Genomic DNA, 22,938 nt, shown 5'->3' on the forward strand with positions numbered 1-22,938 from the left:
TTTCGGTTAACCTAGTTATGGCACAAGTCGATCGCACAATGCAAATTCTGTCTGGCGGCTATTTAGATCGTGTCCGATCGAATAAGGATAAGACTCGGCGGTTTAAACCGCTGCTATACAAACGAAGTCCGCCTTCGCGGACTAAAGAGTAAAGGGGTAAAAAGCCCGGATTTGGTATCAGATCCAGTTCAATATTTTTTCCATAATTTTTCACTAAATACTACTGAAAAAAGCGCCTGGGTACAGTGGGCGCTAAAAGCAGTTGATATTTCTACTAAAAATTGTTAAGACTCAAATGTCAAGGATGAAAGATTAATTATTAAAATTTATCTTTTATCCCTAAATGTTGAGATTAAGATCCTCTATTGAGAGCAGCTTCTACCTGTTGAAATTCTGACTCAAGACGCTTTTTCAACTTTTCAGGAACGGGGCGGTTGGGATAGGAACTGTAATGTCCTGCCAAAGAGTTTAATGCCGTGCGCATTGTCGTGAAAGAGGCCAGCTTGGTAAGAGCGGGATCGCGGCGGTATGCAGCAAAAAAATCGTTGATACTTGTGCGAGCAGCGGCTTGAGCGGCTGCTTTTTCCGGCGCGCCCTCTGGCACAGTGAGCGCTGTTCTCAAGCTCTTCACTAATGCTAATGTGTCTTGGCCATAATCTCCACTCAGAGTGGCCGGAACATTGGTACAGCCCGCTACGCCGATGACAACAACTAATACCAGGGCTAACAGACGGGAAATGTAATGCTTCATAAAAAAATTCGGTAAGTGGGAAACTCAGTCACGAAGAGTGCTGAGAGGGAAACAACTCGGCGGTTGAAACCGGCGTGAATCTTTCCATTACCGCCTTGGGATTGCTAGATTCGGTGTACTTTTGTAGTGTACTTTCGATGGGACAATTACCATCTCAAACTTCGCAACCCTGTACGCATAATGTTCGCTCTTTTATGAGCCTCCCTTTCGGGGTAATGTTAGCTTCGACAAAGTTAACGGCCGGTACTATATCTAGGACACTGATTTAACCCAATAAGTCTGTTTAATCCTAAATTTCTAGAGCAAGGAACTAGCTTCGCATCCCTTGGTAGGTCTTTAAACTCTTACCGTTAACGTAGTACGCAGGTACGCATCTGGTCAACTGTGGTTTAAGTCTTAGGCTAGAAGCCCAGTGTCTTTAGACCTGGGTCGTTGACAAGGGTTAGAAAAATGGAAGCGAAAGCTGCAATCAAAATTAACCTTTATCCTATCTCGAATTGAGGTAATAATGCCACTTTCTACATTTTTTTGTTCTTATACCATGAAACAGAAAATTTGTCAATCTAAAATCTAAAATCTAAAATCTAAAATCGATTGATTTGTCCGGAAACGACGGAGAGAATTTGGGTTTGTCGCAGCCACTGACTGTCAAAAGCGCCTAGGTGAGTTGTAGTAATCAGAGTTTGAAATCGTTCTTGAATTGTTTCTAAAAGTTGATTTTGGCGACTCAGATCGAGTTCTGCAAGTACGTCGTCGAGCAACAGTAAAGGCGCTTCGCCGACGACTTCTTCAATAAGCTGCAATTCGGCTAATTTTAATGCTAATACCAGAGTTCGCTGCTGACCTTGGGAGGCGTATTGACGAGCAGGGGTACTGTTAATTGTAAATGTAATGTCGTCGCGGTGGGGGCCGACTAAAGTGGTTCCTTGAAAATGTTCTGCGATCGCCCTTTTTTGAATTTTCTCTAAAAATGCTTGCCGCACTCCTTCGAGATTGTCTTTAGCGATTAATTCCGAGCTTACTTCAATATTAGCATCGTATTTCACATCTAAAACTTCTGCTGAACCGCTAATTGAACGGTGCCAATTTCGAGCTAAAGGCATCAATCGCTCCAAAATTCGATCGCGCCTGCGGATCACGCGAGCGCCCGCTGTCGCCAACTGCTCGTCCCACAAAGCTAATTCTGAACTGGGAATTGGGGATGGGGAAGTCGGAATTGGTAAGTCTTCTGTATTTTCCGGTTCGGGACTTTCGGGTGCCAGAAATTGCATTTTGTCAAAAGTTTCGGAAAATTCCGCTTTCCTGATTGCTTTAGAACGTTTCAATAGAGCGTTTCGCTGGCGCAAAATTTGGTTGTACTGGTGCAAAATGTGAGCGTAAATCGGTTCTAACTGGATGACTAGGCGATCGATCCAATTGCGCCTTCCTTCGGGCCCGCCGCGCACTAAGTCCAAATCCAAACAAGAAAACTGCACTACATTTAAGACGCTCAAAAAGTCTAAATGGCGGCGCAGCGGTTCGCCGTTGAGCTTGCATACCCGGCGCGCCCCAGAGCGCAGAGTTAAAGCTAAGTCGATCGCTCCGGTTTGGCGTTCGAGTGTAGCATCAATTTGCCCGATCGGCTTTGAGTCGAGTATTAAATCGCGATCGCGCGATACTCTGTGACTTTTTAATGTGGAAAGCAACTCTACCGCTTCTAACAAGTTAGATTTTCCTTGAGCATTATTTCCTACTAAAATAGTTTTGGGAGCGTCAAACGCTACCTTTTGATCGAAGTAGTTCCGAAACTGCCGTAGGTGCAGCGTTTTCAAATACATAATATTAGTAATCGGTAATCGGTAATTCGTAATTGATAATTAGTAATACAGTCATCCTAGAGTAAGCAATGCGGATTTTATCCGTTAGCAACCCCGATCGCAATTGCTTTCGGAGCGGCTTGCAATGACATTATAGCGAAGCAATAAATGTTTAATTCCGTGTCACAATCTATTTCGTCTTCATAGCGATGAATTTCGCTGTGAGCCAGGGGTTAAAACCCCTGGCGGATATTGTTGAGAATAGCGCCAAATCCGATCGCTCTAACGAATAAAGAAACATCGCTCATTATCCGTCAGCCGTTAACGCTATTTTCGAGATTTGTAAAAGCGCACGAACAGTTTTTCCAGTTCAATCCAGACAAACATCAGGGCGCTGAAACCGAAGCAAACCATCAACTCAAATGGCGTTAAATAGTGAGTGCCGAAAAAAGCTCTCAGCGGCGGAACATAAATCAGCATCAATTGCATAATAGTAGTCACAATTACAGCCCCCCACACAAAAACATTAGTGAAGGGATTTAACTCGATAGTTAGCTGAGTGTTAGACCGAATTGCGATCGCGTGACCCATTTGCGCCAAACACAGAGTTGTAAACACCATTGTTTTCCAAGCATCTGGATCTCCGACATGGTTGGGGTTTGTAGTATATCCGTAAGCCCAGGACATCATCGCGATCGTCAAAATTGCAAAAATAATCCCGATCCGAATCATGTAAGAACCCAAACCCCGCGCAAAAATACTTTCTCGCGGACTGAAAGGAGGCTTTTTCATCACGTTCGGTTCCCCCGGTTCCACGGCCAAGGCCAAAGCGGGAACGCCGTCTGTTACTAAGTTCATCCACAAAATTTGCAGCGGCGTCAGCGGGACTCCTCCCAAACCCATTAAAGGTGCGGCGGCAATCGTCAAAACTTCGCCGATGTTGCTGCCCAAAATGTACTTAATAAAGCGGCGAATGTTGGTATAAACCACTCGCCCTTCTTCAGCAGCGGCGACAATAGTTGCGAAGTTGTCGTCTAGGAGCACCATATCACTAGCTTCTTTGCTGACATCGGTGCCGGTAATCCCCATTGCAATGCCGATATCCGCTTGTTTTAAGGCGGGCGCATCGTTAACGCCGTCGCCGGTCATCGCTACAAATTCGCCTAAACTTTGCAAAGCTTGGACGATGCGTAATTTGTGTTCTGGGGAAACGCGGGCGTAAACGCTAACCTGTTTGACTTGCTGTTTGAGTTCTTCTTGGCTGAGCTTTTCTAATTCTTGACCGGTGAGAACTCGATCGCCCTCTGTGGCAATACCTAAATCGTAGGCGATCGCCTTTGCTGTCAACTGGTGGTCTCCTGTAATCATCACCACCCGAATCCCTGCATCGCGGCACTTCACCACTGCTTCTCGCACTTCCGGGCGCGGGGCGTCCAGCATACTGACGAGTCCCAGCCAAATCATGTCTTGTTCGCTGGTTTCCTCAGAACCGGATGGCGGCACGTTTTCCCAGAGTTTGTAGCCAAATCCGAGGACTCGCAAACCTGCGCTTGCCATGTTGTTGTTTTCGACGAGGATGCGATCGCGCATTTCCTGAGTTAAAGGTTGTACTCGATCGCCGATGATAATGCCTTTAGAGCGCTCCAAAGTCAATTCTGGAGAACCTTTGGTCAGCATCAAATAATTCGACTGCTGTCCGTTTTCGGAGGGAAATCCCGAATGTCCCGATCGGCCAGGCACTTCGCAAATCACGCTCATCCGCTTGCGTTCGGAAGAAAAAGGAAATTCCGCCGTCCGCGGCAGCAATTGAGACTGTTTTTCCTTATAAATGCCTGCTTTTCCCGCTAAAGAAAGCAGAGCTCCTTCGGTGGGGTCGCCCAAAATCTTCCATTCTTGCTGTTCTTGCTGCAACACTGCGTCGTTGCAAACTGCACAGGCAATTAATAAAGATTCGAGTTCTGGATATTCCTCTAAGTTATTGATTTGGGCTGAGGTATGGCGATCGGTAAAATCTCCGATCGGGGCATAGCCGTCGCCTCCAACGCCGACAGTGCAGTCGCCCGTAGATACTAGCTGAACTACCATTTTATTTTGAGTCAGAGTACCTGTTTTGTCAGAACAAATGGTTGTTACCGAGCCCAAAGTTTCCACAGCAGGCAGTTTGCGAATCAGGGCGTTTCGCTTCACCATCCGCCTAGTTCCGAGTGCCAAAGTAACTGTCACGACTGCTGCGAGTCCTTCGGGAACTACAGCCACAGCCATGCTGAGAGAAACTTCTAACAGTTCTTCAAACCTGCTGGTATCGAAACCGATGCTGCCGTTTTGGAAGGTAATCATGCCACCGATGACGACAACTACGACTAAGCCTAGGGCACCGGAGACTAAAACATTTCCCAACTGGCTCATCCGCTGTTGCAGGGGAGTCGGTTCGCTTTCTACTGACTGAAGCATGGCGGCAATTTTGCCCAGTTCAGTTTTCATTCCGGTGTCGGTGACGATCGCCTTTGCCCGTCCCTGAACAACTTCTGTGCCCTGAAAAATCAGGTTGAGCCGATCGCCCAAGGAAGCATCTTCTGGAAGTTCTAGATCGGCTTGCTTGGTAACTGCTAGAGCTTCTCCCGTCAAAGCAGATTCTCTGACTTGCAAGTTGGAAGCTTCGATCAAGCGTCCGTCTGCTGCTATTTTTACCCCAGCCTCCAATAGCATCACGTCTCCAGGTACGAGTTCCTTGGCTGCTATTTCCGAAGTTTTGCCGTCCCGCAGGACTCTGACTAGGGGGGAAGCGAGGTTTTTGAGGGCTGCGAGGGCTTTTTCAGCACTTTGCTCTTGGAAATAGCCAAGAATGCCGTTGAGTATGACGATCGCAAAAATGGCGATCGCATCTTTGGGAAAAGTATTCGACCTGATGTCTAAGAATGCAGAAATCACGGCCACACCCATCAGCATCAACAACATGATGTTGGTGAACTGATCGACAAAAATCGACCAAGCACTGCGGCCTCCTGTTTCTTCGAGTTCGTTGGGGCCGTATTGCTGCAAGCGTTCTGACACCTGTTGGCTGCTCAAGCCAGCGTCTTTGTTGCTGCTTAGCTGCTTGAGAGTTTTGTCAATTGCTACGGTGTGCCAAGAAGAGGGAGAAGTTGAAGACATAAATTACGATCGAGCATGGGGCATAAAGGTGGTTGCGGCCGGACAGCTACAGCCGATCGATGTGGCTGATGGCAGTGAGAGAGTTTTGAGTTATAAGTTCTGAATAAAAAACTGTTTAACTTGGGACTCGTATTGGGCGGTTCGATGCTTTCAAGCAGGAAGCTTTCAACTTCACTGCGTCTCTAGCTCGATCGCCCCGTTTTTAGATCTACCGCTGATAGCACTTATCCACCTTACTACTAAAAATTAGCAATTCCTTCAGCTTTTACCCAACGGCTAACGGCTGAGTTTTGTGTTTAAATGCTGATATTTCGGGCAAAAGCTCTGGCTGTGGCGATCTGGGTCACAATAAGATTCGATTTTACCGAAAATTTGGGTTGAAAGCCCCGTTACTTCGACTTCGCTCAGCACATCGCCTTGTAGGACGGCTTTGAGGATATTATGCTTTTAGCGGTAAAGCGCATACATAAAAAACGAAGTAGGTCAAGCGGACGACTCCCGATCCGGAACCCTGGTAGTAAAAATCCTGAATCTTGTACAAATGTGGGAGTCAAGCAAAAATTCAAGAAATCGTTTCAAACGCGGTCGGGCAGTCCGTGTACGCTTGTGGACGTATCCAAACGGGGAGATTTGAATATTTTGTATTCGGGTTTCTAGGGAGGACGGATGAAGCAAGAATCCTCATGCCTTTAGGCCCAGGAGTGTCAACTACCGAATTCTGCCTGCATCCTGCGCAATCGCAGGATTTTGCTTTTCCCTATTCCCCAGTTTTCTTTTGCCCAAACGTTAATTTGCTTAACTCTTCTTAACAATTCGGTTTTCCGTGGGAAAGCCAACAGAGGCGATGCCCGACTCGATGGTTTGGGGCGGTTCCACCGCCACAGCACGGTGATAGAACCAGAATCGCGGTTTATCGCTGCCCCCGCGCATCTACCGCAGGGAGGACATTTGCCAGCCCTCGCCCAACCCCAATTTACCTTCTAATAGAGATAAGTTCCTGTAATAATTTGTAATAAACAAACGCGGGCGAGCATTGTATAAAGTTATCAGAGGGTTGAAACGACAGGCCAAAGTTAACAAAAACACTGATTGACAAGGTTTGTCGCATCTCATAAAAGGTGTAAAATTTTCTAAGGTTTCTTAAAAGTCCGTTGCAATGTAATAATATTGCAGGTAGCGGAAAGGGAGAGATCGGTCGAAGCAGCAGATTAGCTGGCATCAAATTTCAACCCTTGCAGGCACTATCCGCCTGAACAAATTTAACTTAACGGTTTTATACCGCAACCAAACTCAATTAACTCAAGTAGGAGAGTTCTTTCATGTTTGACGCATTTACAAAAGTGGTTTCCCAATCTGACGCTCGGGGCGAATTTCTAGCTCAGGGCCAACTAGATGCTCTCAGCAGCATGGTTTCCGACGCTAACAAGCGGATTGACGCAGTAAACCGCATCACCGGCAACGCATCCAGCATCGTCGCCAATGCAGCTCGCACCCTGTTTGCCGAACAGCCGCAACTGATCGCTCCTGGTGGCAATGCGTACACCAACCGCCGCATGGCAGCTTGCTTGCGCGATATGGAAATCATCTTGCGCTACGTCACCTATGCAACATTTGCAGGCGACGCCAGCGTTTTGGATGACCGCTGCTTGAACGGTCTGCGCGAAACCTACCAAGCTCTGGGAGTTCCAGGTGGCTCGGTTGCAGCCGGCGTGCAAAAAATGAAGGAAGCAGCAATCGCGATCGCTAACGACCCCAACGGCGTTACCCGTGGTGATTGCAGCTCGCTGATGTCTGAAATCGGCAGCTACTTCGACCGCGCAGCCAGTGCAGTCGGCTAAAAATAGCCAAACGAGCATTTCCTGTAAAGAAGCGAGCATCGCATTTTTGCAAACAATCATTTTTGTACAAAAACAACACAACATTAGGGAGAAACCAGAACAATGAAAACCCCTTTGACCGAAGCAGTAACCGCAGCCGATTCTCAAGGCCGTTTCTTGAGCAGCACTGAATTGCAAGTCGCCTTCGGCCGCTTCCGCCAAGCAGCAGCAGGTTTGGAGGCAGCCAAGTCGTTGACCGCCAAGTCTCAGCAGTTGATTGACGGTGCAGCTCAAGCTGTGTACAACAAATTCCCGTACACCCAACAAATGCAAGGGCCGAACTACGCGTCCACTGCAACCGGCAAAGCCAAGTGTTCCCGCGACATCGGCTACTACCTGCGGATGGTAACCTACTGCTTAGTTGCAGGCGGCACCGGCCCTATGGATGAGTACCTGATTGCAGGTGTTGACGAAATCAACCGGACATTTGAATTGTCTCCTAGCTGGTACGTTGAAGCTCTCAAGTACATCAAAGCCAACCACGGTTTGAGTGGCGACTCTGCAACTGAAGCTAATTCCTACCTCGACTACGCAATCAACGCTCTAAGCTAGATTTGCGTGATGCCCGGAATTGTAAGCTGCTGTTAGCTTGAGTGTTAGCGGTTGTTTAGAATTCCGGGCATCTGCGATCTTAGCCGAGTTTTCCAAATACTTTTTTAAGCAGTTGTTAGTTTTTAAAGCAAAAAAAGGAAGAAGCGAAAATGGCGGGATTAGGTGCAGCAGAACGGTTGGGAATAAAAGCATTTGAAGAAGCCGGACAAGTTGAACTGCGCCCCCACTGGACGCAAGACGATGCGAAAGCAGTAATTCGCGCTGCTTACAGCCAAGTTTTCGGCAACGAGTATTTAATGTCGAGTGAACGAGTCACCAGTGCCGAATCTTTACTGGTGCAAGGACAGATTTCAGTTAAAGATTTTGTGCGGGCAATTGCACATTCCGAAACTTATCGGAAAAAGTTTTTTTACCCGAACTCGCAAACGCGGTTAATCGAGCTTAATTACAAGCATCTGTTAGGCCGCGCTCCTTACGACGAGTCGGAAATTGCTTTCCACGTTGATTTGTACAATGCAGAAGGCTACGAAGCTGAAATCAATTCTTACATTGACTCAGTAGAGTATCAAGACAATTTTGGCGATAGTGTAGTGCCTTACTATCGGGGTTTCGCGACTCAAAGAGGTCAAAAAACAGTCGGTTTTAACCGGATGTTTCAATTGTACCGGGGCTATGCCAACAGCGATCGCGCCCAAAACCAAAAGCAAGCGCGGCTAACCTGGGAAGTTGCCAGAAATACGGCTTCGCCCATCTCCACTCCCTCCATCGGAAAAGCCCTTGCCGGCACTTCTGGCGGCTCTCGCGGCGAACTCTACCGAGTCACAGCAATGCAAGGTTCGGCTAAGTTCTCCCCCCAAGTGCGGCGCACTACTACCGAATATCTCGTGCCTTACGATCAACTTTCGAGCCGCTTGCAGCAAATCAACAAACGTGGCGGCAAAGTGGTAAGTATTACCACAGCTTAAAGTTTGTAAAGACGTTTTTTTTGAAGCGTCTTTAACAAATTAGGACTAATTAATGTGTATGAGTAAGGTCGTTGGTGTCAACAACCAGCCTGAAACAGTTGATAAATCTCGCTTTTATCCGAGGCCAGCTCCCCCCTAGCCCCCCGAAAGCAAGGGGGGGACAGGAAACGGATCAAAGTCCCCCTTGCTTTCGGGGGATGCGAGGGGGATCGGGCAAGAGGCTATAAACGAGATACAAAGGTTTTAGGGCGATTGTTGACACCAATGGTGCGCACTGCGCACCCTACTTTGAGACATATTATCCTTAGTCCTAAAAATTTCCAGTGCAACCAAGCTTTAAATTTTTGTTATTAATTTAGGAGAAAATCTGGTGGCGATTACGACAGCAGCATCCAGACTGGGAACATCCGCATTGAGCGATGCACCGAAGGTAGAATTGCGCCCGAACTACACCAAAGATGACGTGGAAGTAGTAATCCGCGCCGTTTACCGTCAGGTGCTGGGCAACGACTATTTGATGAAATCCGAGCGCCTGATAAGTGCTGAATCTCTCCTGCGAGACGGCAGTTTAACGGTGCGAGAATTTGTGCGTGCAGTGGCAAAATCGGAACTGTACAAAACCAAGTTTTTCTACAGCAGCTTCCAAACTCGGGCGATCGAACTAAACTACAAACACTTGCTAGGTCGCGCTCCCTACGACGAATCGGAAGTAGTTTATCACTTAGATTTGTACCAAACACAAGGCTACAACGCTGATGTTGATTCTTACATCGATTCAGTAGAGTATCAAGAAAACTTCGGCGAGAGTATCGTCCCTTACTACCGGGGCTTTAACACGCAGATTGGTCAAAAAACCGTTGGTTTTACCCGGATGTTCCGGCTATATCGGGGCTATGCAAACAGCGATACATCTCAACTAGAAGGCAATAACTCCCGCTTAGCTGTCGAACTCGGCACTAACAGCGCTACGGCTGTAGTTGGGCCTTCTGGTGGCAACGAAGGTTGGGCATATCGGTCTTCGACACAAAACGTAACTCCCAGCAGCGGTTTCGGCGGCGCGGCAGCTTACGGTAAAGAAGGGCGGCTTTTCCGCGTTGAAGTGTCGGGCATTCGCACGGGTGGCTATCCCAGGGTGCGCCACAGCAGCAAGGCGTTTATCGTACCTGTTGAGGATTTGTCCTCGCAAATGCAGAAATTTCAACGCCTGGGCGGGAAAATCGCTAGCATTACTCCAATTTAGTCAGTTGGCAGTTGGCAGTTGGCAGTTGGCAGTTGGCAGTTAGTAGCTTTTAGTCAACAGTCAACAGTCAACAGTCAGAATTACCAATTACCAAGAAGCTTATGTTCGGTCAAATTGTAGCTGGAAAAAGTGGTAATACAGCTTCGGCTGGTCGCTGCTTTCGGTATGAAGTTGTGGGCTTGCGCCAAAGCGATGAAACAAATAATGTGGATTATTCGATTCGATCGAGCGCGAGTACATTTGTCACCGTGCCGTACAATCGGATGAATCAAGAAATGCAGCGGATTACTCGCATGGGCGGGAAAATTGTCAGCATTCAGCCGTTAAGTGCGATCGCAGAATCATCCCATGAATCATCCGAGGATGATAATTAATAGATTGAAAAGGGCGATTTCAATCGCCGAGTTTCCCCAACCCGCGCAGGCGGGTTTCGTCTGTATAGAAGCGATTTCAATCGCCGAATTTCCCCAACCCGCGCAGGCGGGTTTTGTCTGTGTAGACGCGATTTCAATCGCCGAGTTTCCCCAACCCGCGCAGGCGGGTTTTGTCTGTGTAGACGCGATTTCAATCGCCGAGTTTCCTAAGCGATATTAAAAATTATGAATTTTGACGAATCCGACTCACCGCCGGCGGGTGTAGCTGAGGGCGAGTCTTTAACAGTAGAAAAGGCGATCGCAAATTTGCACTCCCAAGATTACAGTCTCCGGTATTATGCTGCTTGGTGGATTGGTAGATTTCGAGTCAAGGAACCTGCTGCTATCGCAGCTTTGATTGCCGCATTGCAAGAAGAATCAGAACAAACAAAAATAGGCGATTATTCCCTATTACGAAATGCGGCGCGGGCGCTGGGTAAATTGGGCGACAAACAAGCCTTACCGGCGCTGATTCGGTGTTTGGAATGTGCGGATTATTACGTGCGGGAAGCGGCGGCTCAAGCTCTAGAAATGCTGGGCGATCGCGATTCCATTCCACCGCTGATGAAACTCTTAGATGGGGGCGTAGCTGTAGCCCTACGAGTGGCTGGCAAATCGCACCTTGTGCAGCCTTACGACTCGGTAATTGAAGCTTTGGGTACGCTGCGAGCGACAGAAGCTATACCGCTAATTTCACCTTTTTTAGAGCATTCTGTGGAGCGGGTGCAGTACGCTGCGGCGCGGGCGATGTATCAGTTGACTGGCGATCGCATTTACGGAGATCGGTTGATAAGGGCTTTGAATGGGGATAATTTGCAGTTGCGGCGATCGGCTTTGATGGACTTGGGGGCGATCGGCTATTTGCCCGGAGCTCAAGCTATTTCTGAAACTTTAGCAGAAAATAGCATGAAATTGATTGCGCTCAAAGGAGTTTTGGAGCATCACCTCGCACAACAAGCATCTCTATCTTTGTCAGATGAAGCTATCCAAGTTATGAATTTAATGGATAGTTTACTGTGAAAAAAATTAGTTCACAACTGAAATAAGATTGCTGTAGCGATGCTCAATTGTCTGGCGTAAATTCAGGACACAGCGCCGTGCTGTGTCCCTACCCCCTATCTGTATTTGAGTAAATTCAGGACACAGCAGTGCTGTGTCCCTACCGCATATCTGTATTTCAGATAATTGAGAACTGCTATTTTCTCGCTTTTCTCCGGGTGAACTGGTGGCTGATGATTTGATGGAATGAGAGATGGGGCTTTAGGTGTTAAAAATTATAAAATTTCAGTGAAAATACTGAGGGTGATAGCTGTAGTTGGTGAAAGCGAGCGTGTTAAAATAATATTACCATCTGGATGAGTTTTCAGTTAAAAAAGTTTGGGTTTTGACTGCGGGCGATCGCGGAATGCTGCGAGATGGTAGTGTAGCAGCTAGAAGTATAAATCGGGGGATTCACCATGAGCAACGACGATTTGGAAGTCCAGGTGCAACATTTTGCAGCGCTGAAGTCCAAGTATCAAACAACAAAATATGAAGATTCATCTCCCTCTAGTCTTCTGTATCTCATTCTGCAAAAAGCTGATTTAGAAATTGAAATTACCGACTTCGAGTGGAATTGGTTACTAAACCAAGAACTTTTGGAAACAATAGAAGCTATCGAGAAAGAGCCACTACATAAGGCTGAAGAACGAATAAAACTAGATGCTAAATTTTCTCAACTCAAGTCTAAGTTCAAAGTAACCAGACATCCCGATTTACGGCTATCCAGTTCTTTGTATCCTATCCTTTGGAAACTTGACTCTGAAAATCACCTAACTGACTTAGAAGTTAAATATCTGCAAGAAGAGGGGCTTACTAAAACAGTGGCTATCGCTAAAGATATGGCGCGATTTGCTGCACTAAAGGCTAAGTACAAAGCTAGTGAATACCCAGATTGTTCACTTGATAGCCCCTTGTATCAAATTCTCAAGCAACTCGATGCACGAGAAACATTAAGCGATGTAGAGGCTAACTGGCTGTTCAATAACCAACTGATTGATACTCTAGAAATTTTTTGGCAACAAAAAGCTGGACGGGAAGCTGAGTTTGCCCAACTAAAGGATAAGTACAAAGCTAGTGAATACGCAGAAACATCTGTCTCTAATCCACTCTATCAAATATTGAATAACCTGGATGCAGATATGCAGTTGAGCGAGTCAGAACTTAACTGGCTGGAAGAGCATCAACTGAGCGAAACGCTTAGCATTGTTTTGGAGATTGAACAGACACGGCACTTTGCTGAACTGAAGGTTAAGTATAAAGCTCATGAATCTGAGGATTCATCACGATCGAGCCATCTTTATAAAGTTCTCAAGAAAATTGATTTAGACCATCCTCTAGGTGAGCAGGATATTAACTTTCTGAAAAAGCGTAAACTGACTGAGACAATTACTGTTGCCATTGAAAAATATGCTGATATTCTCAAGTCAACAATTCAATCTGGAGAGCCGTTGAGTGAGGCTGATTTGGATTGGGTGAAACAGAATGGACGTGAGGATGTAATTACTTTTGCTATTGAAAACTATGTTGCTAGTCTGAAATCCCAAATCCAATCTGGAGAGTCGTTGAGTGAGGCTGATTTTGATTGGCTGAAACAGAATGGACGTGAGGATGTAATTACCTTTGCCCAAGAAAAGGAATTTGCTGCTCTCAAGGTCAAGTATCGGATTATAGATCGTGATTTCCCCTTCGATCCGTTTTACGCAATTATGGTAAAATTGGAGAGAGAAGAGCGTCTAGATCCTGTGTTAGTTGTTCAGTTAATACAACAGAAACTTTTAGCTAGTCATGGAAAGATTGCTATGGCCTACCACAGGCTTGAAGCGCTTTTCTACGATCGGGAATATGAGCGCACTGGGGATAAATGGAACTTGCCCAACGCCAGCAGTCATTGGCGCAAGGCAGATGAACCAGAAAGTGCATTGAAGGTGACAGAAAATCTGGACTTCGACCAAATCAAAGAAAATAAGCTCAAGTCAGCTTTGTTAACAACGAGGGGCGGTGCTTTCCGAGATATTGATAAATTAGATGATGCACAAAAGTGCGCGCTAAAAGCTATTGAGTATCAGCCTCAAAGTCATCATCCTTACACTTTGATGGGAGCTATTTGTTATGAGCGAGGTCAATATTCACAGGGCGATGATTGGTTTAACAAGGCAATTAAACGCGGTGCTGAATCAGAAGATATAGATTCCGAACTGAAGCGGGTTGTCAAAAATGCTAAGGATGAGAAGCGTCGGGAAGTTGTGGAATATCTGCTGACAAAAAATCCGCAGCGCTATGCTTGGGCTAAGGCTTATAGGAAGCGCGAAGGCGGTGAGGATGCACAGCGCAAGAATTCCTAGCGCGGGTATGGAGTCGAGTTTTTTTGCGGATTCGACTCTTTAACCAAGATAAGCTGTGGAGCATTTAAACCACTAACGAGACCTGTAGGGTGCGTCAGCTAGAACACTGACGCTTGCAAGGGAAACGAGAAAGGGCTGACGCACCCTACAATAATATTTTAAATGCGTAACAGCTTAGTCCTACTTCGAGCAGGGTAAGCTTTTCAAGTTAATCCCCGCGCCTCAGCCACACTACAAAAAGTTCGATCGCGCGATCGACCCAACCTACAATTACAATAGTCACGGTAAAGTTTACAAATAAATGGCATTAGAACTAATTCGCGCAGTCGAACAAGCAGATTCTTCCGAGGGCTTGTTAAATACTGTCAAAGCACTGGCGGCGGCTGACTCAACAGAAGCAATTCCTACCTTAATTACAGTGCTCGGTTACAACAACCCAGGCGCCGCTGTGGCCGCCGTTGACGGGCTGATTCAACTCGGAGAACCCGCCGTACTGCCGCTTCTAGAACAGCTTGACGGCTACAATTACGGAGCGAGGGCTTGGGCTGTTCGGGCTTTGGCGGGAATTGGCGATCCCAGGGGTTTGGAGATTTTGCTCGATGCAGCGGCGAATGACTTTGCTTTGAGCGTGCGGCGGGCGGCGGCTAGGGGTTTGGGGACGATTTGCTGGGAACTGATGCCCGCAGAACAAATTGCCGATGCTCAACTTCGCGCTGTGAAAACGCTGCTGCAAGCGTCCCGCGATCCAGAATGGGTGGTTCGCTACGCAGCAGCGGGGGGTTTGCAAGCTTTGGCGGGCGCTGCGACTGTTAAACCGGATTGGTTAGCGGAAGTTTCGGCCAGACTTGAGGAAATCACCCAAAGCGATGAAACTACTTCGGTTAGAGCCCGGGCTTTGCTTGCTAAGGAAAAATTGTCACTTGGCTAGGGTTTTGGCGATCGTCTCTTCCAAGTCCCCTTGACTGAGAGTGGTTAATATAAAGACTTCTTGTACGGTTTTGCCCTGTCTGGCGATGATTTTAAATCCCCCGCGGATGGGTACTGACACTCTTAATGTCATGCGGGGGATGTGTCCTTTAACTGTGTTGATGACCCCGGGCGTGACTGTTTGAATGCCGATTTTTAGGGTGAGGCGCTCTAAAATGGGTATCAAACCGGGAAGGTGGGTAGAGTGATTCCAAACTAGGCGGCCTTTGGGTTGTGCGTTCATAAATTTTTAACCAAATTCAACATACCCAGTCTAAGCCACCCCTGAGTGGAAGCAGTTTGAAATTCCCTCAACTTATGTATCAATAACGTTACTGTGCGTGTCATTGCCAGCAAACCGACGCAATCTCAAACCGATATTTTTGATTCCTGCCCCGCAAGCTGAGATTTGATGGCGCAGAATTGTCCGGTACTTTTTGATGTTTTGGGTTGGTATAGCAACCGCTAGGATGGTTAGGACATTTTTAATTCCACTTTCCATGAGCTTGTATTCCTTCTTCCTTCTTCTTTCTTCCTTCTTCCTTCTTCCTTCTTCCTTCTTCCTTCTGCTATAACTGTCGGTTTTTCTAGTTGAGTTGCGATCGCCCCGAGTATTTCTGCGATGCCGCAAGGTTTCTTGAGATAGCCGTCTGCTTTGAGTTTGAGAGCTTTTTCCATTTCTGAACCCGTCATAAAAATAAACGGAATGCTGGCGGTTGCAGGGTGCGATCGCAAAACCGCGAAAACTTGTAAACCGTCTAGTTCGGGCATCATGACATCAGACAAAATTAAATCGGGAATTTGGGCGGTGGCTAACTGGATACCGACTTGTCCGTTTTCGGCGCCTAAAGCTTCAAAACCGCGCGATTCCAAAAGTTCTAATACGGTTTCTCGGATCGAGTTATCGTCTTCTATTACTAATATTTTGGTCATTTTTGTTACTTTTTTGTTGGCTTTATTTATACTTGTATGTTAAATTTATATCACCCGTATTATCATAAATTCAAGTGGGTTATTGCAGCTACCCAGTTTTCAGAGCCCCGAAGCGATCGCACTTCCTGAAATTATTTCATAAATCAATAAAACAAATTAGGAAAAATATCATGAAATTTATCAGCCCTAAAACAGACTTTGCCTTCAAAAAAATCTTTGGTTCCACCGACAGCCAAGACATCCTCATCAGCTTCTTAAATGCTCTAATTTATGCCGGTGAGCCAATCATCCAAGACTTGCAAATTATTGACCCTTACTCGCCTGCTACCGTCAGCGGACTCAAAGATAGTTATTTGGATGTCAAAGCTCGAATTACCGGCAACAAGACGGTAATTATTGAAATGCAAGTTTTGAATGTAGCCGCTTTTGAAAAACGAGTCATCTACAACCTAGCCAAAACCTATGCCAACCAACTCAAAATCCGAGATGGTTATCCGAGATTAAAACCAGTAATTGCCTTGACGATTACTGATTTTGAAATGTTTAAAGAACAACCTGATGTTATTTCTCATTTTTTGTTTAAAGAAAAAGAGAAACTATTTGATTATCCGCATCTCCAAGTTGAAATGTTTTTTGTCGAGTTGCCGAAGTTCAAAAAAGAGTTAGATGAACTCACAAGCTTGACTGATAAATGGATTTATTTTATGAAGCACACTCCCGATCTAGAAACAATCCCAGCCTCAATGGAAACAGTTCCAGAACTAGAAAAAGCTTTTCAAATTGCCAATGAAGCTAACTTAAGCTTGAAAGAGTTCCAGGATATGGAAGCCCAAGAAGCGGCGATCGAAGAACAGCGGGGAATAGTTTCTAGAGGGATAGAAGAAGGTTTGGAGCGAGCTAGAATTCAATTGATGCAAGCGGGCCGTCAAGAAGGGATTCAAGAAGGCCGTCAAGAAGGGATTCAAGCGGGCCGTCAAGAAGGCATTCAAGCAGGCCGTCAAGAAGGGATTCAAGAGGGAATTATAGCAGGTCAAAGAGCATTAATTTTGCGGATGCTGGAGCGACGAGTAGGAGCAGTAAATCCCGATGTAGTTTCGCGGATTGGGGAAATATCGGTTGAGCAATTAGAGAGTTTGGTGGAGGAGATAGCCGGATTTTCTAGTTTATCCGATTTAATGGTTTGGTTGGATAGAGCAGAATAATCGAAAGATCGATCGCTGTTAGGTTTTTTTAGGTCGATATACTTATAAACAGCGATATTCACAAATTTCGGGCGATCGGGTAAAATATAACTTGGTGTATCGCGATTTTTTGAGGAAAAGGATATGTCAGAATTTCTAGACTTTCTCAGACATCAGTTTGCCTACGTTGCCATTGGCGAATTTAAACCAGGAAAATTTAAAGAAGCAGAAGAACTTTTTGAAAAAGCCGTCGCAACTTATGCTACAGGTTTTAAGGGAGCATATCTGCTGCAATTGCCCAATACAGACAAAGGTATTGCCATCATTTTTTGGGAAAGCGTAGAAGAGATGGCCGCAAATCAAAGCGAAGCTTATCAGGAAATATTAAAGCAGATGACGCCTTTGTTTGCCAAAATTCCCGACACAGATGTTTATGAAATCGTCAGTGAAATTCAGCCAAAAAGTGAATGATTAAAAATTCTGCAATCGGCGCGTCATTCCCATACCCATCGGCGTTTTTCGCCCGACTCCGCTGTAAAGCGCAAAATCTGCTAAAGCGTTAATTTGCTTAATAGCAACCGGATTAACATCTCCCATAATTCGGTAACTAACATCGCCGACGCAGCCAATAAATTTACTTCTAGAATCGGTACTAACTTCGGTTCGGATATCGAAGAAACTGGGGAAAATAGCTTCTATGAAAGTAGGTTCAATCGCAATGCTGCTGTACTTGTTCCAGCGGTTGGCCAAACTGCCAAAAACACTTTCTCTACTTGGCATAGCACTATCGTATACACCTTGCCGAAAATTAGTAGGAGTGCAAAAAGTAAAAGCAATTTGGCGCTCTGTTTCTGAAGCTCTATCGAACAGTTCGGCGTAAGTACAAAAGTTCACCCAAGGCTGGTTTGATTGCGGTTCGCTCACAATATTAGTAATGTATATATTTGTCGGCCCCAGATGCCAAGGGCTCTCGAAATTCAATTGCTGCCAAAGTTGAGTTAGCCGATCGAACAAACTGTCATCCAGCAGAGAAATGCGCCACCAAATCGGCGTATTTTCGCGAATTGCTTGCTTTTGTTCCCACTGTATGGCCTGGAAAATTGGGCGCGCCGCCGCAGGCAAAACTCTCTTTTGTGTCGGCGCAGTGCTACTTTTTGCCACCTCTTGTCTGCTTACTTGGAAAAAGCTTAATGTGAAAGCTTTTTCATTCGATTGGTCGTGCAGGTACGCGCTCAAATCGCTGTCTACAGCACTCACAAGGTTGAGAAATAAGGCGTGAAGATGCCGTCCCGTTAAAAATTGGGATGGGATGGGTGCAACTGGTAGCAGGTTTAAAACGAGGCTGTGAGGCATTTAAAAATTATATATTTTGTCTGTATATCTGTTACGTTACTATTAATATTACAGTTAAGTTGCAATTTATAATACAATACTTAAGACAGCTCCCCCCTAACCCCCTTAAAAAAGGGGGAACAAGAATGCCCTCAAAGTCAACCCCTACTCCCCTTTTTAAGGGGGATTTAGGGGGATCTCCGGAGTGTAAATAATGTTAAGTGAACCGTATTGATTGATAATATTTATAATGATTATTCCTACAATACATTTTTGGGGTTGTTGACAAGAGTTCTTGATCCGTGCTGGTGCGTCGCTATGAAATTGTCCATTTTTGGGCAAAAATTTATTGTAGGCGACACACCCTATGGCTGATATTAATGAATTAGGCGATCGCAATTTCGGACGACAAATAAACGTCTTGAATGGCGTGGAACAATTTTACACCTTCTTCAAAGGGACGCTGAAAAGTTTTGCGCCCGGAAATTAAGCCGCAGCCGCCAGCGCGTTTGTTGATTACCGCCGTGCGAATGGCTTCGGCAAAATCGCTTTTCCCGGAAGCACCGCCGGAGTTAATTAAACCCATCCTTCCCGCATAACAGTTGAGCACTTGATAGCGTGTTAGATCGATCGGGTGATCCGTTGTCAAATCCGAATAAACGCGCTTGTCGGTTTTGCCGTAACTCTTGCCGCTTGCTTTAGCAACAGCTTCGTAACCGTTATTGCACTCGGGCAACTTCTGCTTGATAATGTCAGCTTGAATTGTCACTCCCAAGTGATTTGCTTGCCCGGTTAAATCCGCTGCAAGGTGATAATCTTTGTCTTGTTTAAAAATATCGTTGCGGAGATAGCACCACAGAATTGTTGCCATTCCGTATTCGTGAGCGTGGGCAAAAGCTTGACTAACTTCTTGGATTTGCCGCGTCGATTCCGGCGAACCAAAATAAATTGTTGCTCCGACTGCAACTGCTCCCAAATTCCAAGCTTGTTCGACGGAAGCAAACATTATTTGGTCGTATTGATTGGGATAAGTCAGCAATTCGTTGTGATTAAGTTTGAGGATGAAAGGGATTTTGTGGGCGTATTTGCGAGATACGCTTCCCAAAACTCCCAGGGTTGTTGCGACAGCATTGCAGCCAGCAGAGATTGCTAGTTTGATGATGTTTTCGCTGTCAAAATAGATGGGATTCGGTGCAAAAGAAGCTGCCGCCGAGTGTTCGATTCCTTGGTCTACCGGCAGGATGGATAAATAGCCGGTATTTGCCAAGCGTCCGCTAGAATAGAGTTGCTGAAGCGATCGCAAAACTTGGGGAGATCGATCGGTTTGAGCGAAACTGCGATCGACCCAATCCGGGCCCGGCAGGTGCAACAAATCTTTAGAAACTTTCGCTTGATGGGTGAGCAAGTCTTCCGCTTCGTCGCCCAGCCAAGATTCGAGCGAACTGGGAACTGATAGTGTAGCTGTCATGCAGATTTCCCTCTCAATTTCAATTGCAGGCTGATGATTGCAGACATTAGCCTTGCTGATATTGTAGCAAACAATTCATATTTTCGATCCGGCAATTATCAGCCAAGTTTTTAATAAGATTAGAGACAACAGCAGCGGGACGCGCTACTCTAGAATAAGCTGGCAGTTCCGCAGCAGCGAAAACACCAGCGATCGCCGATCGACTCACAACTTTGCCATCATAATGTCACACACTTACTTTGATTCTGAAAACAGTCACAAATCCTTCGAGATGCCCGGTGCCAGACCCCACTACAACCCCGATCGCCCCGGTCAAGTAGAGCATATTTTCCTCGACTTAGTGCTGGATATTCCCAAACAAAGCTTTCGCGGCACTTGCAGCATCCGCATCAATCCAGTCCGCAGCGGCATTGACAAATTAACCTTAGATGCTGTAAATCTGAATATTAAATCAGTAAAAGTCGGCGAAACCGAGCAAAATTTCGACAGCGACGGCGAAGTGCTGCAAATTCAACTGCACGAACCAACAGAAGCTTACCAACCAATTACAATTGCGATCGAATACTCGGTCGAAAAACCCCAGCGCGGCCTCTATTTCGTCGGCCCGGACAAACACTATCCAGACAAACCAACACAAGTTTGGACTCAAGGCGAAGACGAAGATTCGCGGTTCTGGTTTCCCTGTTTCGACTATCCCGGACAGTTGGCAACTTCCGAAATTAGAGTGCAAGTTCCGAGACAATTTTTTGCGATTTCCAACGGCGAATTAATTAGCACAAAAAACGACGGCGACTATAAAATTTATCACTGGTCGCAAACCCAGGTACACCCGACATATTTAATGACCTTAGCAGTCGGAGATTTCGCCGAAATCAAAGACGAATGGAACGGCAAACCAGTTAATTATTACGTGGAAAGAAGCCGCGAAGCAGACGCTAAACGCAGCATGGGCAAAACGCCTCAAATGATTGAATTTTTCTCTAAAGCATTTGGCTATCCTTACCCTTTTCCCAAATACGCTCAAGTCTGCGTCGATGATTTCATCTTCGGCGGTATGGAAAATACTTCGACAACTTTGCTAACAGATAGGTGCTTGTTAGATGAACGTGCCACCCTTGACAATCGAGGTACTGAAAGCTTAGTCGCCCACGAATTAGCTCACCAGTGGTTCGGCGATTTAGTAGTAATTAAACATTGGTCTCATGCTTGGCTGAAAGAAGGCATGGCTTCTTATTCCGAGGTGCTGTGGACTGACAAAGAATACGGCAAAGAAGACGCGGCTTACTATATGTTAAATGAAGCCCGCAATTATTTAGCTGAAGATAGTTCCCGCTACCGCCGCCCGATCGTTACTCACATTTACCGCGAAGCCATTGAATTGTACGATCGCCATTTGTACGAAAAAGGCGCTTGCGTTTATCACATGATTCGCGCCGAGTTGGGCGACGAATTATTTTACAAAGCAATTCACACTTTTGTCCGGGATAACGCTCACAAAACTGTGGAAACGATCGATTTGCTCAGGGCGATAGAAAAGGCTACCGGCCGCAATCTCATGTTTTTGTTCGATCAGTACGTTTATCGCGGCGGTCATCCAGATTACAAAGTTGCTTATTCCTGGGATGGCGACAGCAAATTAGCAAAAGTGACTGTAACACAAACTCAGGTAAAAGATAGCAAAAATGACAACGGCAACAGCAAAGATGTCTTTGACCTCAAAATTCCGATCGGCTTTGGTTACAAGCCGGAAAAAGAGGCAGATGATGAAGGTTCTGCACCTTCAACCCCGAACCTAAAAACTTTCACAGTGCGAGTCTACGAACGGGAGCAAAGCTTCTATTTCCCTCTCGAAGAGAAGCCTGCATTTATCAGTTTTGATGTCGGCAATAAATACTTAAAAACAGTTGTTTTAGAGTATGGAGTTGCCGAATTAAAAGCTCAGTTACAGTTCGACCCTGACCCGGTTTCCCGGATTTATGCAGCCAAAGCTTTGGCGAAGAAGGGAGGACTGGAAGCTGTGAAAGCGCTGTCAGAAGTTCTCAAAAAAGAGCGGTTTTGGGGAGTGCGGGCTGAAGTGGCTACTCAGTTAGTTGAAATTAAACTAGACCAAGCTTTTGAAGGTTTAGCCAGTGGTTTGAAAGATAAAGATGCTAGGGTTCGCCGCGCTGTGGTGAATGCGCTGGGCCAAATCAAGACTCACGAAACTTATAAGGCGCTGAGGTCGATCGTCGAAAAAGGCGACGACAGCTATTATGTAGAAGCGGCCGCAGCTAGTGCTATGGGTTCCATTGCAGGGGCTAACCCCGACGAAAAACCGACCGACGAACAGGTACTGAAAGAGTTAAAATTGGTGCTGAAAGAGCGTCAGGGGTGGAATGAGGTTGTGCGATCGGGGGCTATTTCCGGTTTGGCACAGATGAAAGCTTCAGAAGATGCGCTGAATCTGATTTTGAAATACACAGCCGCCGGTACTCCGCAAGCTTTGCGCTTGGCTGCAATTCGCTCTTTGGGTACAATTTCGACTGGTCAAACCAAGGTCAATTTAGAACGGATTTTGCAGCGATTGGCCGAATTATCTAAAGAGACGTTTTTCTTGACTCAAGTATCTGTAGTAGCGGGATTAGGACAAATGGAAACTCGCAAAGCCCTTCGGATTTTGCGTTCTTTAGCTGACCAAACTCCAGACGGCCGCGTCCGTATGATGGCTGATGAAGCTGTGCAAAGAGTCCAGAAAAATGTCGGTTCTGATGCAGCGGTAAAGCAGTTGCGGGAGGAATTAGACCAGGTGAAAAAGGAAAATCAAGATTTGAGGAGTCGGATGGAAAATTTGGAGGCTAAGGCGAAGAAAGATTAGGTAAGTAAATTTTGTAAGGTGCGTCGCTCGTCGATTGTCGCTACGATCGATGATTGTATCGGGCGACGCACCCTACC

At 46.1% G+C, this 22,938-nt stretch carries 18 protein-coding genes; 11 read left to right on the forward strand and 7 right to left on the reverse strand.

Annotated elements, in window-relative coordinates:
• Positions 1–352: 352 nt before the first annotated feature.
• The 3 genes from psb27 to QUB70_RS13920 all read right to left on the reverse strand — a co-directional run bounded on the left by psb27 (position 353) and on the right by QUB70_RS13920 (position 5,697).
• Positions 353–751, reverse strand: coding sequence for a photosystem II protein Psb27 (psb27, locus tag QUB70_RS13910; RefSeq protein WP_332981123.1), 399 nt, complete (start codon positions 749–751; stop codon positions 353–355).
• Positions 752–1,335: 584 nt separating this feature from the next.
• Positions 1,336–2,568, reverse strand: a complete 1,233-nt coding sequence (locus QUB70_RS13915) for a DNA replication/repair protein RecF (RefSeq protein WP_332981125.1) — start codon at positions 2,566–2,568, stop codon at positions 1,336–1,338.
• A 306-nt stretch (positions 2,569–2,874) separates the two neighbouring features.
• On the reverse strand, positions 2,875–5,697 hold the full coding sequence (locus QUB70_RS13920; protein ID WP_332981126.1) for a cation-translocating P-type ATPase: 2,823 nt from the start codon (positions 5,695–5,697) through the stop codon (positions 2,875–2,877).
• 1,319 nt (positions 5,698–7,016) lie between these two features.
• Between QUB70_RS13920 and QUB70_RS13925 the strand changes: the two genes are divergently transcribed.
• From QUB70_RS13925 to QUB70_RS13960, 8 genes are all read left to right on the forward strand, one after another.
• Positions 7,017–7,535: a phycocyanin subunit beta gene (locus QUB70_RS13925; RefSeq protein ID WP_332948147.1), complete on the forward strand. Its 519-nt coding sequence runs from the start codon at positions 7,017–7,019 to the stop codon at positions 7,533–7,535.
• A gap of 102 nt (positions 7,536–7,637) precedes the next feature.
• Entirely contained in the window at positions 7,638–8,126 is a 489-nt protein-coding gene (cpcA, locus tag QUB70_RS13930) for a phycocyanin subunit alpha (protein ID WP_332981127.1), read from the forward strand.
• 149 nt (positions 8,127–8,275) lie between these two features.
• Positions 8,276–9,091, forward strand: a complete 816-nt coding sequence (locus tag QUB70_RS13935; RefSeq protein ID WP_332981128.1) for a phycobilisome linker polypeptide — start codon at positions 8,276–8,278, stop codon at positions 9,089–9,091.
• A gap of 370 nt (positions 9,092–9,461) precedes the next feature.
• Entirely contained in the window at positions 9,462–10,331 is an 870-nt protein-coding gene (locus QUB70_RS13940) for a phycobilisome linker polypeptide (RefSeq protein WP_332981131.1), read from the forward strand.
• Positions 10,332–10,432: 101 nt separating this feature from the next.
• On the forward strand, positions 10,433–10,705 hold the full coding sequence (locus QUB70_RS13945) for a phycobilisome linker polypeptide (RefSeq protein ID WP_332981132.1): 273 nt from the start codon (positions 10,433–10,435) through the stop codon (positions 10,703–10,705).
• Positions 10,706–10,930: 225 nt separating this feature from the next.
• Complete coding sequence (locus QUB70_RS13950; RefSeq protein ID WP_332981134.1) at positions 10,931–11,764, forward strand: HEAT repeat domain-containing protein; 834 nt, start codon at positions 10,931–10,933, stop codon at positions 11,762–11,764.
• A 617-nt stretch (positions 11,765–12,381) separates the two neighbouring features.
• Complete coding sequence (locus QUB70_RS13955) at positions 12,382–14,127, forward strand: tetratricopeptide repeat protein (RefSeq protein ID WP_332981136.1); 1,746 nt, start codon at positions 12,382–12,384, stop codon at positions 14,125–14,127.
• A gap of 301 nt (positions 14,128–14,428) precedes the next feature.
• Complete coding sequence (locus QUB70_RS13960; protein ID WP_332981138.1) at positions 14,429–15,055, forward strand: HEAT repeat domain-containing protein; 627 nt, start codon at positions 14,429–14,431, stop codon at positions 15,053–15,055.
• On the opposite strand, the gene QUB70_RS13965 is transcribed toward QUB70_RS13960, so the two are convergent.
• Both QUB70_RS13965 and QUB70_RS13970 read right to left on the reverse strand, forming a co-directional pair.
• Entirely contained in the window at positions 15,044–15,337 is a 294-nt protein-coding gene (locus QUB70_RS13965) for a DUF2103 domain-containing protein (protein WP_332981140.1), read from the reverse strand. The genes QUB70_RS13960 and QUB70_RS13965 overlap by 12 nt on opposite strands.
• A 230-nt stretch (positions 15,338–15,567) precedes the next feature.
• Entirely contained in the window at positions 15,568–16,026 is a 459-nt protein-coding gene (locus QUB70_RS13970; protein ID WP_332981142.1) for a response regulator, read from the reverse strand.
• A gap of 170 nt (positions 16,027–16,196) precedes the next feature.
• Between QUB70_RS13970 and QUB70_RS13975 the strand changes: the two genes are divergently transcribed.
• Positions 16,197–17,228 (forward strand): Rpn family recombination-promoting nuclease/putative transposase, encoded by a 1,032-nt coding sequence (locus tag QUB70_RS13975; RefSeq protein WP_332981143.1) that lies wholly within the window; start codon positions 16,197–16,199, stop codon positions 17,226–17,228.
• A 123-nt stretch (positions 17,229–17,351) separates the two neighbouring features.
• Positions 17,352–17,678 (forward strand): antibiotic biosynthesis monooxygenase, encoded by a 327-nt coding sequence (locus QUB70_RS13980; RefSeq protein ID WP_332981144.1) that lies wholly within the window; start codon positions 17,352–17,354, stop codon positions 17,676–17,678.
• Here QUB70_RS13980 and cas6 read toward each other — a convergent pair whose 3' ends face one another.
• Both cas6 and QUB70_RS13990 read right to left on the reverse strand, forming a co-directional pair.
• Complete coding sequence (gene cas6, locus QUB70_RS13985) at positions 17,679–18,560, reverse strand: CRISPR-associated endoribonuclease Cas6 (protein WP_332981146.1); 882 nt, start codon at positions 18,558–18,560, stop codon at positions 17,679–17,681.
• A gap of 364 nt (positions 18,561–18,924) precedes the next feature.
• Entirely contained in the window at positions 18,925–20,007 is a 1,083-nt protein-coding gene (locus QUB70_RS13990) for a class I fructose-bisphosphate aldolase (RefSeq protein WP_332981148.1), read from the reverse strand.
• Positions 20,008–20,230: 223 nt separating this feature from the next.
• On the opposite strand from QUB70_RS13990, the gene QUB70_RS13995 reads away from it, so the two are divergent.
• Positions 20,231–22,861, forward strand: a complete 2,631-nt coding sequence (locus tag QUB70_RS13995; RefSeq protein ID WP_332981151.1) for a M1 family metallopeptidase — start codon at positions 20,231–20,233, stop codon at positions 22,859–22,861.
• Positions 22,862–22,938 lie beyond the last annotated feature (77 nt).

The organism is Microcoleus sp. A003_D6, assembly GCF_036702825.1.
Taxonomy (GTDB): domain Bacteria; phylum Cyanobacteriota; class Cyanobacteriia; order Cyanobacteriales; family Microcoleaceae; genus Microcoleus.